Origin of the sequence: Citrobacter sp. RHBSTW-00944, from assembly GCF_013615435.1 — a bacterium.
In the GTDB taxonomy this organism is placed as follows: Bacteria; Pseudomonadota; Gammaproteobacteria; order Enterobacterales; family Enterobacteriaceae; genus Citrobacter; species Citrobacter braakii.
Genome location: NZ_CP055418.1, coordinates 2,195,668 through 2,209,675, shown reverse-complemented (window position 1 = coordinate 2,209,675; position 14,008 = coordinate 2,195,668). Strand labels below are relative to the sequence as shown.

At 53.2% G+C, this 14,008-nt stretch carries 11 protein-coding genes; 4 read left to right on the top strand and 7 right to left on the bottom strand.

From position 1 onward, the window contains the following. The first annotated feature begins 26 nt into the window (after nucleotides 1-26). Both cmoA and cmoB read left to right on the top strand, forming a co-directional pair. Complete coding sequence (cmoA, locus tag HV334_RS10550; RefSeq protein ID WP_016153419.1) at nucleotides 27-770, top strand: carboxy-S-adenosyl-L-methionine synthase CmoA; 744 nt, start codon at nucleotides 27-29, stop codon at nucleotides 768-770. Beyond that, nucleotides 767-1,735: a tRNA 5-methoxyuridine(34)/uridine 5-oxyacetic acid(34) synthase CmoB gene (cmoB, locus tag HV334_RS10545; RefSeq protein ID WP_016153420.1), complete on the top strand. Its 969-nt coding sequence runs from the start codon at nucleotides 767-769 to the stop codon at nucleotides 1,733-1,735. Before cmoA ends, cmoB begins: the two co-directional genes overlap by 4 nt. Before the next feature lie 167 nt (nucleotides 1,736-1,902). On the opposite strand, the gene cutC is transcribed toward cmoB, so the two are convergent. After that, nucleotides 1,903-2,649, bottom strand: a complete 747-nt coding sequence (cutC, locus tag HV334_RS10540) for a copper homeostasis protein CutC (protein WP_049283055.1) — start codon at nucleotides 2,647-2,649, stop codon at nucleotides 1,903-1,905. Between the two features lie 2 nt (nucleotides 2,650-2,651). Beyond that, a complete protein-coding gene (locus tag HV334_RS10535; RefSeq protein ID WP_047502136.1) occupies nucleotides 2,652-3,218 on the bottom strand; it encodes a VOC family protein in 567 nt (188 codons plus the stop codon). 238 nt (nucleotides 3,219-3,456) lie between these two features. On the opposite strand from HV334_RS10535, the gene argS reads away from it, so the two are divergent. Both argS and mrdA read left to right on the top strand, forming a co-directional pair. Continuing rightward, complete coding sequence (gene argS, locus HV334_RS10530) at nucleotides 3,457-5,190, top strand: arginine--tRNA ligase (protein ID WP_181221654.1); 1,734 nt, start codon at nucleotides 3,457-3,459, stop codon at nucleotides 5,188-5,190. Nucleotides 5,191-5,373: 183 nt separating this feature from the next. Further along, entirely contained in the window at nucleotides 5,374-7,293 is a 1,920-nt protein-coding gene (mrdA, locus tag HV334_RS10525) for a penicillin-binding protein 2 (protein WP_016156805.1), read from the top strand. Here the strand turns inward: mrdA and HV334_RS10520 are convergent. The 5 genes from HV334_RS10520 to flhB all read right to left on the bottom strand — a co-directional run bounded on the left by HV334_RS10520 (nucleotide 7,265) and on the right by flhB (nucleotide 13,868). After that, a complete protein-coding gene (locus HV334_RS10520) occupies nucleotides 7,265-8,404 on the bottom strand; it encodes a glycoside hydrolase family 105 protein (RefSeq protein ID WP_181221652.1) in 1,140 nt (379 codons plus the stop codon). The genes mrdA and HV334_RS10520 overlap by 29 nt on opposite strands. Beyond that, entirely contained in the window at nucleotides 8,405-9,991 is a 1,587-nt protein-coding gene (locus HV334_RS10515) for an MFS transporter (protein ID WP_016153426.1), read from the bottom strand. Nucleotides 9,992-10,253: 262 nt separating this feature from the next. Then, nucleotides 10,254-10,646, bottom strand: a complete 393-nt coding sequence (gene flhe, locus HV334_RS10510; protein WP_181221651.1) for a flagellar protein FlhE — start codon at nucleotides 10,644-10,646, stop codon at nucleotides 10,254-10,256. Beyond that, the gene (flhA, locus tag HV334_RS10505; RefSeq protein ID WP_016153428.1) at nucleotides 10,646-12,724 is read right to left on the bottom strand and encodes a flagellar biosynthesis protein FlhA; all 2,079 of its coding nucleotides are present in this window, start codon (nucleotides 12,722-12,724) and stop codon (nucleotides 10,646-10,648) included. Before flhA ends, flhe begins: the two co-directional genes overlap by 1 nt. Further along, on the bottom strand, nucleotides 12,717-13,868 hold the full coding sequence (gene flhB / locus HV334_RS10500) for a flagellar biosynthesis protein FlhB (protein WP_181221878.1): 1,152 nt from the start codon (nucleotides 13,866-13,868) through the stop codon (nucleotides 12,717-12,719). The genes flhA and flhB overlap by 8 nt, the downstream gene beginning before the upstream one ends. Between the last annotated feature and the right edge of the window lie 140 nt (nucleotides 13,869-14,008).

Genomic DNA, 14,008 nt, shown 5'->3' with positions numbered 1-14,008 from the left:
CTTTATTTTTCCCGGATTTTTACGTTATGTCTCACCGCGACACGCTTTTTTCTGCGCCTATCGCCAGTCTGGGTGACTGGACCTTTGATGAACGGGTAGCTGAAGTCTTCCCGGATATGATCCAGCGATCCGTTCCTGGCTATTCCAATATCATTTCTATGATTGGGATGTTGGCCGAACGTTTCGTACAACCCAACACACAGGTCTACGATCTGGGCTGTTCTCTGGGCGCTGCGACGCTCTCGGTGCGTCGCAATATTCATCACGAGAATTGCAAAATTATTGCCGTTGATAACTCCCCGGCTATGGTTGAGCGCTGCCGCCGTCATATTGACGCCTATAAAGCGCCGACACCGGTTGACGTTGTCGAAGGCGATATTCGCAACATTACTATCGAAAACGCCTCGATGGTGGTGCTGAATTTTACCCTGCAATTCCTTGAGCCACCTGAGCGCCAGGCATTGTTGGATAAGATTTATCAGGGGCTGAACCCCGGCGGCGCGCTGGTACTGTCTGAAAAATTCAGTTTCGAAGACGCTAACGTTGGCGAGCTGCTGTTCAACATGCACCACGATTTCAAACGGGCAAATGGCTATAGCGAGCTGGAAATCAGCCAAAAGCGCAGCATGCTGGAGAACGTGATGCTGACCGACTCGGTCGAAACGCACAAAGCGAGACTGCATCAGGCGGGCTTTGAACACAGCGAATTGTGGTTCCAGTGCTTCAACTTTGGTTCTCTGGTGGCACTGAAAGCTGAGGTTAGCGCATGATCGACTTTGGTAACTTTTATCAACTGATTGCCAAAAATCACCTTTCCCATTGGCTGGAAACGCTCCCGGCGCAAATCGCGACCTGGCAGCGCGATCAGCACGGCTTGTTTAAGCAGTGGTCAAATGCGGTCGAGTTTCTGCCCGAGCTAACGCCGCATCGCCTGGACTTACTGCATAGCGTTACCGCCGAAAGCGATGAGCCGCTCAGCGACGGTCAGCTCAAACGTATCGACACCCTGATGCGTAACCTGATGCCATGGCGTAAAGGGCCGTACTCGTTGTACGGCGTCAATATAGATACCGAGTGGCGCTCGGACTGGAAATGGGATCGCGTTCTGCCGCACTTGTCTGACCTCACCGGGCGCACCATTCTTGATGTCGGCTGCGGGAGTGGATATCACATGTGGCGCATGATTGGCGCGGGGGCGCATCTGGCAGTTGGCATCGATCCTACCCAACTGTTTCTGTGCCAGTTCGAGGCAGTGCGTAAACTGCTGGGCAATGACCAGCGCGCTCACCTGCTGCCGCTGGGTATTGAGCAGCTTCCGGCGCTCAACGCCTTTGATACCGTATTCTCCATGGGAGTGCTTTATCACCGCCGTTCACCGCTGGAACACCTGTGGCAGTTGAAGGATCAGTTGGTGAAAGATGGCGAACTGGTACTGGAAACGCTGGTCGTCGAAGGTGATGAAAATACCGTACTGGTACCGGGCGATCGCTACGCACAGATGCGTAACGTTTACTTTATTCCTTCTGCGCTGGCGTTAAAAAACTGGCTGGAAAAATGTGGGTTTGTTGATGTGCGCATCGCTGATGTCTGCGTCACCACCACCGAAGAGCAGCGCCGCACCGAGTGGATGATAACCGAATCCCTGGCCGACTTCCTCGACCCGAACGATCACAGCAAAACGGTGGAAGGCTACCCGGCCCCATTACGCGCGGTATTGATTGCACGTAAGCCGTAATCATTTTTGCCAGATAGCACTCTTTCTGCAAAATAGTTCAACTTGCAGCAAGGCAGACAACTCCGCTGCGGCTTGAAATATGCAGGATAAAAAAAGGCCCCTGTTGAAATTGCAGGGGCCTGGTACGAGCAAGCATCATATTGGGCGACATGATGCAACGGTAAAAATCAGCTGGCCTGGTGGTGTGCAATGATTGCTTTCATTTCCGCAACCGCCGCCCCGTCTACCGCATAGCGTGAATACTCATCCGCCTGTGCATCCGAAGACATCGACAACCCCGAATTGCGATAACGCATGGGGGAAGCCAACCATACTCCGGCAGAACTGTGGACTTCCTGCACTCCAGCATCAAGGAACAGGGACAAATTCGAGGCGCGAACCCCCGCTCCGGCCATAATGATTGGAGCATTCACCTGCGCAATAAGTTCCATAATTTTTGTTAAACCTTGCGCCGCATCTGATTTTTGCCCGGAAGTCAGCACTCTGGCGATGCCCAAATCAGCTAATTTTTTTAGAGCATTGAGTGGGTTAGCGCACATGTCAAAGGCCCGATGAAAAGTGACGTGCAGCGGTCCCGCCGCGATCATTATTTTCTCCATGCGCGGCATATCGACATCACCCTCTGCATCTAAAATGCCGGTTACCAACCCTGAGAACCCCAGATCTCTTACCATTGCAATATCATCCAGCATTGCAGCGAATTCACCGTCGGTGTAACAAAAGTCGCCCCCGCGCGGGCGAATAATGGGATTGACCGGAATCGAGATATGCTGGCGAACCGAACGCAAGACGCCCAGGGACGGCGTTAAGCCCCCTTCTTTGGGCGCCGAGCAAAGCTCAATGCGATCCGCGCCGTTTTGCTGCGCCGTGCGTGCGCACTCCATGCTGTAACAGCAGATTTCCAGTAATGCCATACTCACTCCTGACGTTCGCTTGCCACAATGGCTTCAATCGACCACGGATGGAATTTTATCGTCACGCTGCCATCGCTGACCGCCAGCGTTGGATTCGGTAAACGTTCGCGCTCGCCTTTTGGCGAACTGGTTTTTACAAATATACCCGGCTGGCTCAGCCCGTGATCTGAAAGCAGCGCCAGCGCTCGTGCATTCAGCGTTTCCACCTCACCCGGCAGAACAATTTCAACATGCTCCCAGCCTTCATGCGGATAGCGCTTTTCGCCCGGCCACGGCAGTTCTACGATAGTAAATTGCCAGTGTTGCACACAAACTGGCTCATCGAGTTTGAACAAGCAAATCGGTCGGCCATTGATGATATTTTCTGACAGCAATTCGCCGCACTGTTCAAACCCACGACGCCAGCGCTCTGCGGTGGTATTTTGATGACAACGCAGAGAAATGTGATCGGCTTCAAGCGATGAGACATCCAGCCCAAGGCGAGTGGAAAGATCCGTTAACGCCTGAATGAAATGCGGTAAATCTGCGGAAATATCATGCAGTTCTGCAACTGTTTGCCAGTTCGCCATAATGAAAGCTCATATCCATATTCAAAGCCGCTAATTTACCCTGTTGCGCAGCCCCAACCAACTGCTGATTTTCTTAAGCGCAATATGAATAATTATACGTAATGACAATGTTTATATTTCAGGCTGCTGGCGATACTCGCAATGCTGACGGCAACGGGCATTTGCAGTATACTCCCGCCCTTAATTCTTAAACTGGTGCGGTGCATTTTAAGCCGCTTCATAAATGTAAGGTATTCCGGTGAATATTCAGGCTCTTCTCTCAGAAAAAGTCAGTCAGGCCATGATTGCTGCAGGCGCGCCTGCAGATTGCGAACCGCAGGTTCGTCAGTCAGCAAAAGTACAGTTCGGCGACTATCAGGCTAACGGCATGATGGCTGTCGCTAAAAAACTGGGTATGGCGCCGCGACAACTGGCTGAGCAGGTGCTGACTCATTTGGATCTCAACGGGATCGCCAGCAAAGTTGAAATTGCAGGCCCGGGCTTTATCAATATTTTTCTCGATCCGGCATTTCTGGCGCAGCACGTTCAGCAGGCGCTGGCTTCCGATCGTCTGGGCGTCACCCAACCGGCTAAACAAACCGTTGTGGTTGATTACTCCGCACCTAACGTAGCGAAAGAGATGCACGTTGGTCACCTGCGTTCCACCATCATCGGTGACGCTGCGGTGCGTACGCTGGAGTTCCTCGGCCACAATGTTATCCGCGCCAACCACGTCGGCGACTGGGGTACTCAGTTCGGTATGCTCATCGCATGGCTGGAAAAACAGCAGCAGGAAAATGCTGGCGAGATGGCGCTGGCTGACCTTGAAGGTTTCTACCGTGATGCGAAAAAACATTACGACGAAGATGAAGCCTTCGCGGAACGTGCCCGGAGTTATGTCGTGAAACTGCAAGGCGGCGACGAGTACTTCCGTGAGATGTGGCGCAAACTGGTCGACATCACCATGTCGCAAAACCAGTTAACCTACGATCGCCTGAACGTCACCCTGACCCGTGAAGACGTCATGGGTGAAAGCCTGTACAACCCGATGCTGCCTGGCATCGTGGCCGATCTCAAAGCTAAAGGCCTGGCTGTTGAAAGCGAAGGCGCTACCGTCGTATTCCTTGATGAGTATAAGAACAAGGAAGGTGAACCGATGGGCGTAATCATTCAGAAGAAAGATGGCGGCTATCTCTACACCACGACCGACATCGCCTGCGCCAAGTACCGTTATGAAACGCTGCATGCCGACCGCGTACTTTATTACATCGACTCCCGTCAGCATCAGCACTTAATGCAGGCCTGGACCATCGTGCGTAAAGCCGGTTATGTGCCGGACTCTGTGCCGCTGGAACATCACATGTTCGGTATGATGCTGGGTAAAGACGGCAAGCCGTTCAAAACCCGTGCGGGTGGCACGGTTAAACTGGCCGATCTGCTGGATGAAGCGCTGGAACGCGCACGCCGTCTGGTAGCGGAGAAGAACCCGGACATGCCTGCCGACGAGCTGGAAAAACTGGCGAATGCGGTCGGTATCGGCGCGGTGAAATATGCCGATCTGTCCAAAAACCGTACCACCGACTACATCTTCGACTGGGACAATATGCTGGCGTTCGAAGGGAATACTGCGCCGTATATGCAGTACGCTTACACCCGCGTACTGTCCGTGTTCCGTAAAGCGGATATCGACGAAAGCGCGCTGGCAAATGCGCAGGTGATTATCAGTGAAGATCGCGAGGCTCAGCTGGCTGCGCGTCTGCTGCAGTTTGAAGAAACGTTGACCGTTGTTGCACGTGAAGGTACGCCGCACGTGATGTGTGCGTACCTGTACGACGTTGCCGGTCTGTTCTCCGGCTTCTACGAGCACTGCCCAATCCTTAGCGCTGAAAACGAAGAGATTCGTAACAGCCGCCTGAAACTGGCACAGTTGACGGCGAAAACCCTGAAGCTGGGTCTGGATACGCTGGGTATCGAAACCGTAGAACGTATGTAAATCAGCTCATCTATCAGGCCTGACTCCGAAATTCGGACTCAGGCCTTTTTTATTTCTGTAACAGGCCATCTGTAACAACTCACAAGGAATGACACATTTCCGTAGAGATATGGAACATTTTTTGCCTGTCATCCCGTTTAAGCCTCCGTATCATGAGGCGGCGAATTAATCGGGTACGGGTCAATGACATTCAGAGATTTTGAGGCGGAGGAAAAACTCTTCCAGCGGCGTGTATTGGTGGCCTTTGGCCTGGTGGTCATCTGCTTTGGCATCCTGATTTACAATCTCTACAACTTACAAATCTGTCAGCACCAGTATTACACCACCCGCTCGAATGCAAACGACATCAAAATGCTGCCCGTGGCCCCGACGCGCGGCATGATTTACGATCGCAACGGCATCCCGCTGGTGCGCAATGTAACCTGGTACGACATTTCCGTTACGCCTTATAAAATCAGTGATATGAATGCCCTGATCAGGCAGCTCACGCCTATCATTGACCTCACTCCTGATGACATTGACCAGTTTCGCCATGCGCTGAAAGCCAGCAGCCGCTATCGCCCGGTCGTGCTAAAAAATGCGCTGACCGATGTGGAAATCGCCCGCTTCTCGGTTAACCAGTTTCATTTCAGCGGCGTCAATATCAATAGCTATGAAGACCGCCAGTACCCTTATGGCGCAGCGCTGGCGCATGTCCTTGGCTATGTATCAAAAATCAATGACAACGACCTGAAAGCGCTGGATCAAAAAGGCCTGACGGAGAACTACGCCGCCGATCACAACATCGGTAAGCAGGGTATCGAGCACTACTATGAAAATGAACTGCATGGGAAAACCGGTTATCAGGAGGTCGAAGTTGATAACCACGGACGCATCGTACGCCTGATCAAAGATGTGCCGCCCGTTGCCGGAAAAGATATCCACCTGACGCTGGACCTCCATTTACAGCAATATATTGAGAGTCTGTTGGTGGGCCAGCGGGCCGCCGTTTTGGTTGAGGATCCGCATGACGGTTCCGTGCTGGCAATGGTTTCGAACCCCAGCTATGACCCCAACCCGTTTGTCAAAGGTATTAGCTATCAGGACTATAACAAGCTGCTTCAGGATAAGGATCTGCCGTTAATCAACCGCGTCACGCAAGGGTTGTATCCTCCCGCCTCCACGGTCAAACCGTATATGGCGATGTCAGCATTACTGGACGGCGTGATCACGCCGCAGACCCGTTTCTTCGGCGCCCCCACCTGGACGCTCCCCGGCACGGAGCGACATTACCGTGACTGGAAAAAAACGGGCCACGGTATGCTGGATGTCACCAAAGCAATTGAAGAATCCGCCGACACGTTCTTTTATCAGGTGGCATATATGATGGGGATTGACCGTATTAACAGCATGCTCAGCCAGTTTGGCTATGGCAAACCGACCGGCATCGATCTTGGTGAGGAGTATAACGGCCTGCTCCCGAGCCGCGAATGGAAGCAGAAAGTGCATAAAAAAGCCTGGTATCAGGGAGATACCATTTCGGTTGGCATCGGTCAGGGCTACTGGATTGCCACGCCGATCCAGATGGTTAAAGCCATGGTCGCGCTGATTAACAACGGCAAGGTTATCGCCCCTCACCTGCTACGTGATGAAGAGAGCGGAAAAGTCATCACGCCGTATCAGGCTCCCGAAGCACCGTCACAAATTGCCTCTGCTTCGTCCCCCTACTGGGGGCTGGTGCGTCAAGCGATGTTCGGCATGGCGAATGAGCCAAATGGTACCGGTTATAAGTTCTTTCACACCGCGCCTTACGGCATTGCAGCGAAAAGTGGCACATCACAGGTCTTTAGCCTGAAAGAAAATCAGACCTACGATGCGAAAATGATCCCCGTGCGTCTGCGCGACCACGTGTTCTATACCGCATTTGCGCCATATAAGAACCCAAAAGTCGCCATAGCGTTAATTCTGGAAAACGGCGGCAGCGATGGCGTCACCGCCGCACCAGTCATGCGTCAAATCATGGATCATCTGTTTGCTGCGCAGGACGACGACGCTCAAGCGGGTCCGATAGCCGCAACGCCATCGGACACCGATATCAAAAATACTTACGCAAGTATTCGGTAAGGCACAGCATCGCCATCGCCTGACCGTAAGGCATGGAGGTCCGGGGGATGTTGCGGTAGAAATCGAGATTGTGGCCCATCCCGGTACCAAACGAGGTATGCAGCAATTCACCTTCCGGCGAAATATGTTGCACAATGCCTCTGATCGCTTTTTCGGCTACAGCCGCATAGTCTTGTCCGACATAGCGTTTACGTACCGCTTTGAGGATCCCATAGGCAAATCCGGCGGTTGCCGAGGCTTCCAGATACGACTGCGGGTCGTCCAGCAAGGTGTGCCACAGTCCGCTTTCATCCTGGCACTTCGCCAGCGCCGCGATTTGCGCGTTCAAAACCTGCACCAGATAGCGGTGCACTGCATTGTTTTCCGGCAAATCAAGTAATTCGAGGAAATCCGGGATGACTATAGTTAACCAGCTGTTGCCACGCGCCCAGCGAGCGTTGGCGAAGTTATGCTGTCCTTCATAGCTCCAGCCGTGGAACCACAGCCCCGTTTCTTTATCCATCAGGTTTTGCACGTGCAGCAGGAACTGATAGGTTGCCTCTTCAATATACTCGGGACGGTTGAGCAACTTGCCAATCTTCGCCAGCGGTAAGACCGTCATCATCAACGCGTCATCCCACATCTGCTGGTGATTTTCTTCCGCCAGCGTAATGTGCTGCATACCGCCGAATTGGGTACGCGGCATATCATGCATTGCCCACTCAGCCCAGCTGTCGAGCCACGGCAGATACGCGGGATTACGCGTCTCTTCATAGCGATATGCCAGCGTTAAAAACGGCGCTATGGTGTTGACGTTTTTGGTCGTTGCACCTTCCGCAAAGCGATCGGCAAACCAGCTGTCGATAATATCGCGCATCGTGGCATCGCCGGTTTGCTGATAATACTGATACATCCCGTACAAGCCGATGCCGTGCGTCCACTCCCATCCCGCCCAGCCTTTGGTATCAATAACGCGTCCGTCATCCAGACGTAGCAAGAACTCGCCGGTCTCATCATGAATATTGACCAGGTTATGCGTCACCTTTTTGATCAACGCTTTTAATTCATCCCTGGCAATAAAATGTTCTGGCTGGCGCAACAATAGACTGTGTTTAACCGGATAAACAATCATTTACTTAACCTCTGTCAATGTCGAATTCAATACAGCACCCTTTTCCAGTTTTGGTGCCGCTGGTTTATTACGATTCAGGTAACCAATATTGTTGTTACCCCAAAGTGATTCATAAGGCATGCCCGATAGCATCTCTACGGTCGCGCGTCCTTTAGCGGAAAGTCCTTCCAGCACGGGTTGCCCGGACTCACGCATTTTTGCTGTCTCTTCACGCAGGGTGCTGTGCGTTTGCAGGTTCAGTTTGAAGCGCAAGGAAACCAGGAAACCCAGCGCCAGAACAATCAGCGTTCCGCAGCTCAGAATTAACAGGATGGTATGGCTGACCGCCGCGGGTTGTGCGCTCTGACCGGAGACAAAACCAGACAACTGCATCACAATCCCCACCAGCATCACCGCTCCAGCCTGCGACGCTTTTCGCGTTAACGTCATAATGCCGGCGAAGATCCCTTCCCGACGCTGACCGGTAATCACTTCGTCAACGTCGGCAATATAGGTGTAGATATTCCAGGGAACGTAGTTGATACCACCGCGTCCTAAACCCGCAACGGCGGAAACCAATAGCAACAGAGAATAAACATCGCTTAATCCGGCGTAATACAGCCCCGCATAGGAGAGTGAACTGAGGCCAAACAGGACGACCACCATGCGATAAGACGGCGCAGGTCCGAAACGGATGCACAATGGGATCATGGCGATAACGGCAATAAACTGGAAGATAGCCATCGTACCCAGCAGGTTTGACGCCATTGATGCTTCCTGCATCAGCACAAACACCACATAGTAAGTAAAGACGGCGTTAAAGACGTCCTGGGCAATATAGCCGCCAAGATACATTCCTAAATGCTGGCGAAAGATACGGATGCGCAGTGTTGAACTCAGTTCCACAAATAAACGGTTCATACTCTGACTCAAGGTCAGGCTTTTCTTCTCTTCTTCGGCTCGCAGCGCCGCCTCAGTCCACTCTTCCCGTGGGCGTTCCCAGGTAAAGAACCAGACGAAGGTCAGCATCAGTGCACACAGCACAGAAAACACCAGGCTGGCGTAGAAAAAAGAGACGGGGTTGTCCTTGCCAAACAGCGTCAGCAGAACGCCAGGTAAGAATGAGGCCAGAATGGCAGACATTTGCGCCATCGAAATGCGCGCGCCGGAGAATTTGGTTTTCTGTTTAAAGTCATCGGTCATTTCGGGTACCAGCGTTTCGTATGGCACCAGAATCATGGTGTAGACCACGTCAAAAATCAGATAGGTGAGCAGGTAGTACCAGAACCCCATATCACCCACCCACATTAGTGAGTAGCTAAAGACACAGGGGATCCCCAACAAAATAAAAAACTTACGTCGCCCAAAGCGTTTGCCGAGCCAGGTGGAGCCAAAGTTATCGGTTAAAAAACCCATTAATGGGCTAACAACAGCATCCAACACCCTGGCGGTAGCGAAGATAAAGGTTGCTTCGATTGGCGTCAGGCCACAGAACGTCGTGTAAAAATAGAGTAGCCAGGCCGCGGTTAACGCCGTGGTGCCTGCGCCTAAAAAATCCCCCGAACCGTAGGCGAAATAGTTAACCAACCCAATTTTACGTGTATTCATTGCCGTTACCCCTGCACATTATTGGGAGGCCCCGCAATCCTCGCTTTGACATTGGGCCTCCTTACACGGCCACAGTAAAAGCTAACAGCAAGTGAAACCTTTCTATTTTTGCCAGGGGTATTCGTGAAATGGCAACAGCACAAAGAGTCCGGCAACGTATGTCACCTATTTTATAAAACAGCGTTTCTATTTAATCAAAGAGGCGGACTAGAATTGCGAAGTAGCCAGCAGTTTCTGCTGCTGGCCGGAATGAAGGGAGGCGTTAACGATAGTTCACAATCACCTGATTGCTCTGAACCTGTAAGGCGGGGATCAGGCGACCGCCACCGGGTACTTCCCAGACAAAATGCATCGGTTCGATGGCGGGAACATTATTGAATCCGTTGGTGGTCCCGCTTTGCCCGTCCAGCTCAACACAGCGGGACTGAGAACATAAACGCACCCGTAAACCCGCGGGCGTTGGGCCATTGAGCTCATAGCGCCAAGCCACCAGCGTCATCAACCCCGAGACCGGCTGGCTGGGCGTCAGAGGTGCAGACGAGGCTGACTGGCCGCGGTGATTTAAAGTAATCCCCATGCCGCTGGCCTGCCAGGCGCCTTCTCCGGCAGCCTGCGCTACCAGAGGAAAAATCAACAACCACAGTAATTTACGCATTACTTACCTCCAATAGTCGCCGTCATACGGATATGGCGGTTGTCAGACAGCTCCATATTCGATAACACCACCAGTTGCGGAATGCTGCGACGTAAAAAGCGTGCCAGTAACGGACGCAACGCGTGGTTGACCAGCAAGACCGGCGGCGCACCCAACATTTCCTGACGGGACAGCGCTTCCTGAGTCTGGGCCAGCAGTCGGTCTGCAAGACCTGGCTCCAGACCGCCGCCGCCCTGCAGCGCCTGCAGAAGCAAACGTTCGAGCGGAGTATCAAGGCCGATAACCTGAACCTCTTCATTACCCGGGAACCACTGCTGAGTGATGGCGCGTCCCAACGCAACACGTACCACCGCGGTAAGCTCATGCGGATCGTTTTGCAGCGGTGCATGTTCAGCCAGCGTTTCGAGAATGGTGCGCATATCGCGAATCGGTACTTTCTCATCCAGTAAGTTCTGCAGCACTTTATGCAGCGTAGTGAGCGTCACGACGCCCGGAACCAGGTCTTCTGTCAGTTTTGGCATCTCCTGCGAAACGCGGTCCAGTAGCTGTTGCGCCTCCTGACGGCCAAACAGCTCAGCAGCGAACTGCCCAATCAGGTGATTAAGGTGCGTGGCGACAACGGTACTGGCTTCAACAACCGTAAAGCCCTGAATCTGCGCCTGTTCCTTCAATGCGCTTTCAATCCAGATAGCGTCCAGACCGAAAGCCGGATCGACCGTTTTCTCGCCCGGCAGCGACCCGGCGGCGGTACCAGGGTTAATGGCCAGCCAGCGTCCCGGATAGGCGTCACCGCTACCAATTTCCACCCCTTTCATCAAAATACGATAGCGGGCTGGCTGCAGATCCATATTGTCGCGGATATGTACCACCGGCGGCAGAAAACCCATATCCTGGGCAAATTTCTTACGAATACTGCGAATTCGCCCCAGCAACTCGCCATCTTGCTGAAAGTCCACCATTGGGATCAGGCGGTAGCCTACCTCCATCCCCAGTGAATCCTCCAGCTGTACGTCATTCCATGTTGCTTCCACCACGGAGTTGTTTTCCGGCATTTTCACCGGCTGCGGCTCATCGGGAGCTTTCTGCTCACGACCACGCATCCACCAGGCCAGACCCAGTAACGCGGCGGTAAACATCAAAAACACCAGGTTCGGCATCCCCGGAACCAGACCCAAAAGGCCAAGCACCGCCGCACTAAGCAGCATGACACTAGGATTACTGAACAGTTGGGTCACCATCTGTTCGCCTACGTCCTGGTCGGTACTCACGCGGGTCACGATAACCCCCGCCGCGGTGGAGATTACCAGCGCAGGAATTTGCGCCACCAGCCCGTCACCGATGGTCAGCAGGGTATAACTTTCCGCTGCGCTACCCATGCTCATACCATGCTGCAACACCCCGACTAACAGACCGCCGACCACGTTGATCACCATGATCAAAATACCGGCGATGGCATCTCCACGTACGAATTTACTCGCACCGTCCATAGAGCCGTAGAAATCCGCTTCCTGCGTCACCTCCGAGCGTCGTTTTTTGGCTTCATCTTCGCCAATCAGACCCGCATTCAAATCCGCATCAATCGCCATCTGCTTGCCGGGCATACCATCCAGCACGAAGCGCGCGCCAACCTCGGCGATACGCCCGGCACCTTTGGTGATAACCATAAAGTTGATAATGACGAGAATAACGAAGACCACGATACCGATCGCAAAGTTACCGCCCACCAGGAAGTGACCAAAAGCTTCAACCACCTTTCCCGCCGCCGCCGCGCCGGTATGCCCTTCCATTAAAATGATACGCGTCGACGCAACGTTCAGGGCGAGGCGTAATAATGTGGTAAACAGCAAAATCGTCGGGAATGCGGCAAACTCCAGCGTACGCTGGGTGAACATCGCCACCAGCAGCACCATGATCGACAGCGCAATGTTAAACGTGAACAGCAAATCGAGGACGAAAGCCGGCAACGGCAACACCATCATCGACAGGATCAGCAGGATAAGGATCGGTCCGGCAAGGATTTGCAGTTGCGTGGATTTCAGGTTGCTGGGCAAACGCAACATCGCGACCAGATTAGCCATCAGTATTCTTCTCGTTCATGAAATCCAGTGCTTCAGGCACCGGAAGGTTTTCAGGTTGTGGTGGACGCTTGCCGCCGGCGAGACGCCAGCGTTTTAGCTGCCATACCCATGCCAGCACTTCGGCAACGGCGGCATATAATTGACCCGGTATTTGTTGACCAATCTCAGCATGACGGTATAGCGCACGCGCCAGCGGTGGCGCTTCTAACGTAGGGACTCGATGTTCAGCGCCAATCTCACGAATGCGCAGCGCCACCAGCCCCGCGCCTTTGGCAACAACTTTCGGCGCGCTCATTTTGTTCTCGTCATACTTCAACGCCACCGAATAGTGCGTGGGGTTGGTAACAATCACGTCCGCTTTCGGCACATCCGCCATCATGCGACGCTGCGCGGCCGCGCGCTGCATTTGGCGTATTTTGCCCTTAACGTGCGGGTCGCCTTCGCTTTGCTTAAATTCGTCACGGAGATCCTGACGCGACATGCGCAGCTTTTTCAGATGGCTGTAAATCTGGAAAAAAACGTCGAACCCCACCATCGGAATAACGCCAAGCACCACCAACAGCGCGCACATACCAACTAAATCCAGGGCGTTGCCCATCGCCGTAATCGGCGATTCCGCCATCAAACGCATCATCGCCGGCCAGTTATGCCAGAGATAAAATCCGGCCACGCTCCCCACCAGCGTGGATTTCAGTATCGCTTTGAGCAGTTCCGCTCCGGTTTGCGCTGAAAACATGCGTTTAATGCCCGGCAACGGATTCAGCTTAGAGAACTTGGGCTGCAGAGATTTACCGCTGAAAATCAAGCCGCCAAGCATCACCGGGGAGATTAATGCCACCAGAACGACGCCGGTAATCAACGGTAACAGCGCAATCATCGCGTCTTTAATCAGCAGGATGATTTGGCTGAGGATCAGGTTAGGGTCATTGACCATACTGTGGTCAAAACGTAATCCGGCCGACAGCATACCGGCCAGTCTGCGGGCAAGCGACTCCCCGCCAATCCAGATAATGCACACGCCCACCAGCAAAATAAGCAGTGAGGTCAGTTCTTTGGATCGGGGGACCTGCCCTTCTTCCCGTGCTTTTTCAAGTCGGTGGGGTGTGGGGGCTTCTGTTTTGTCGTCGTCGCTTTCTTCTGCCACGGCATTACTCTCGTCGTCACGGTCACGAGTATTATCGCGACCGCAACCATTGCCAATGCGTCGAATAGCGAAACGAAAACAGAGGAATTCGAGCGTTCGTTTGCCACGACAGCGCGAACGCTGCCGTGACAATCACGCGG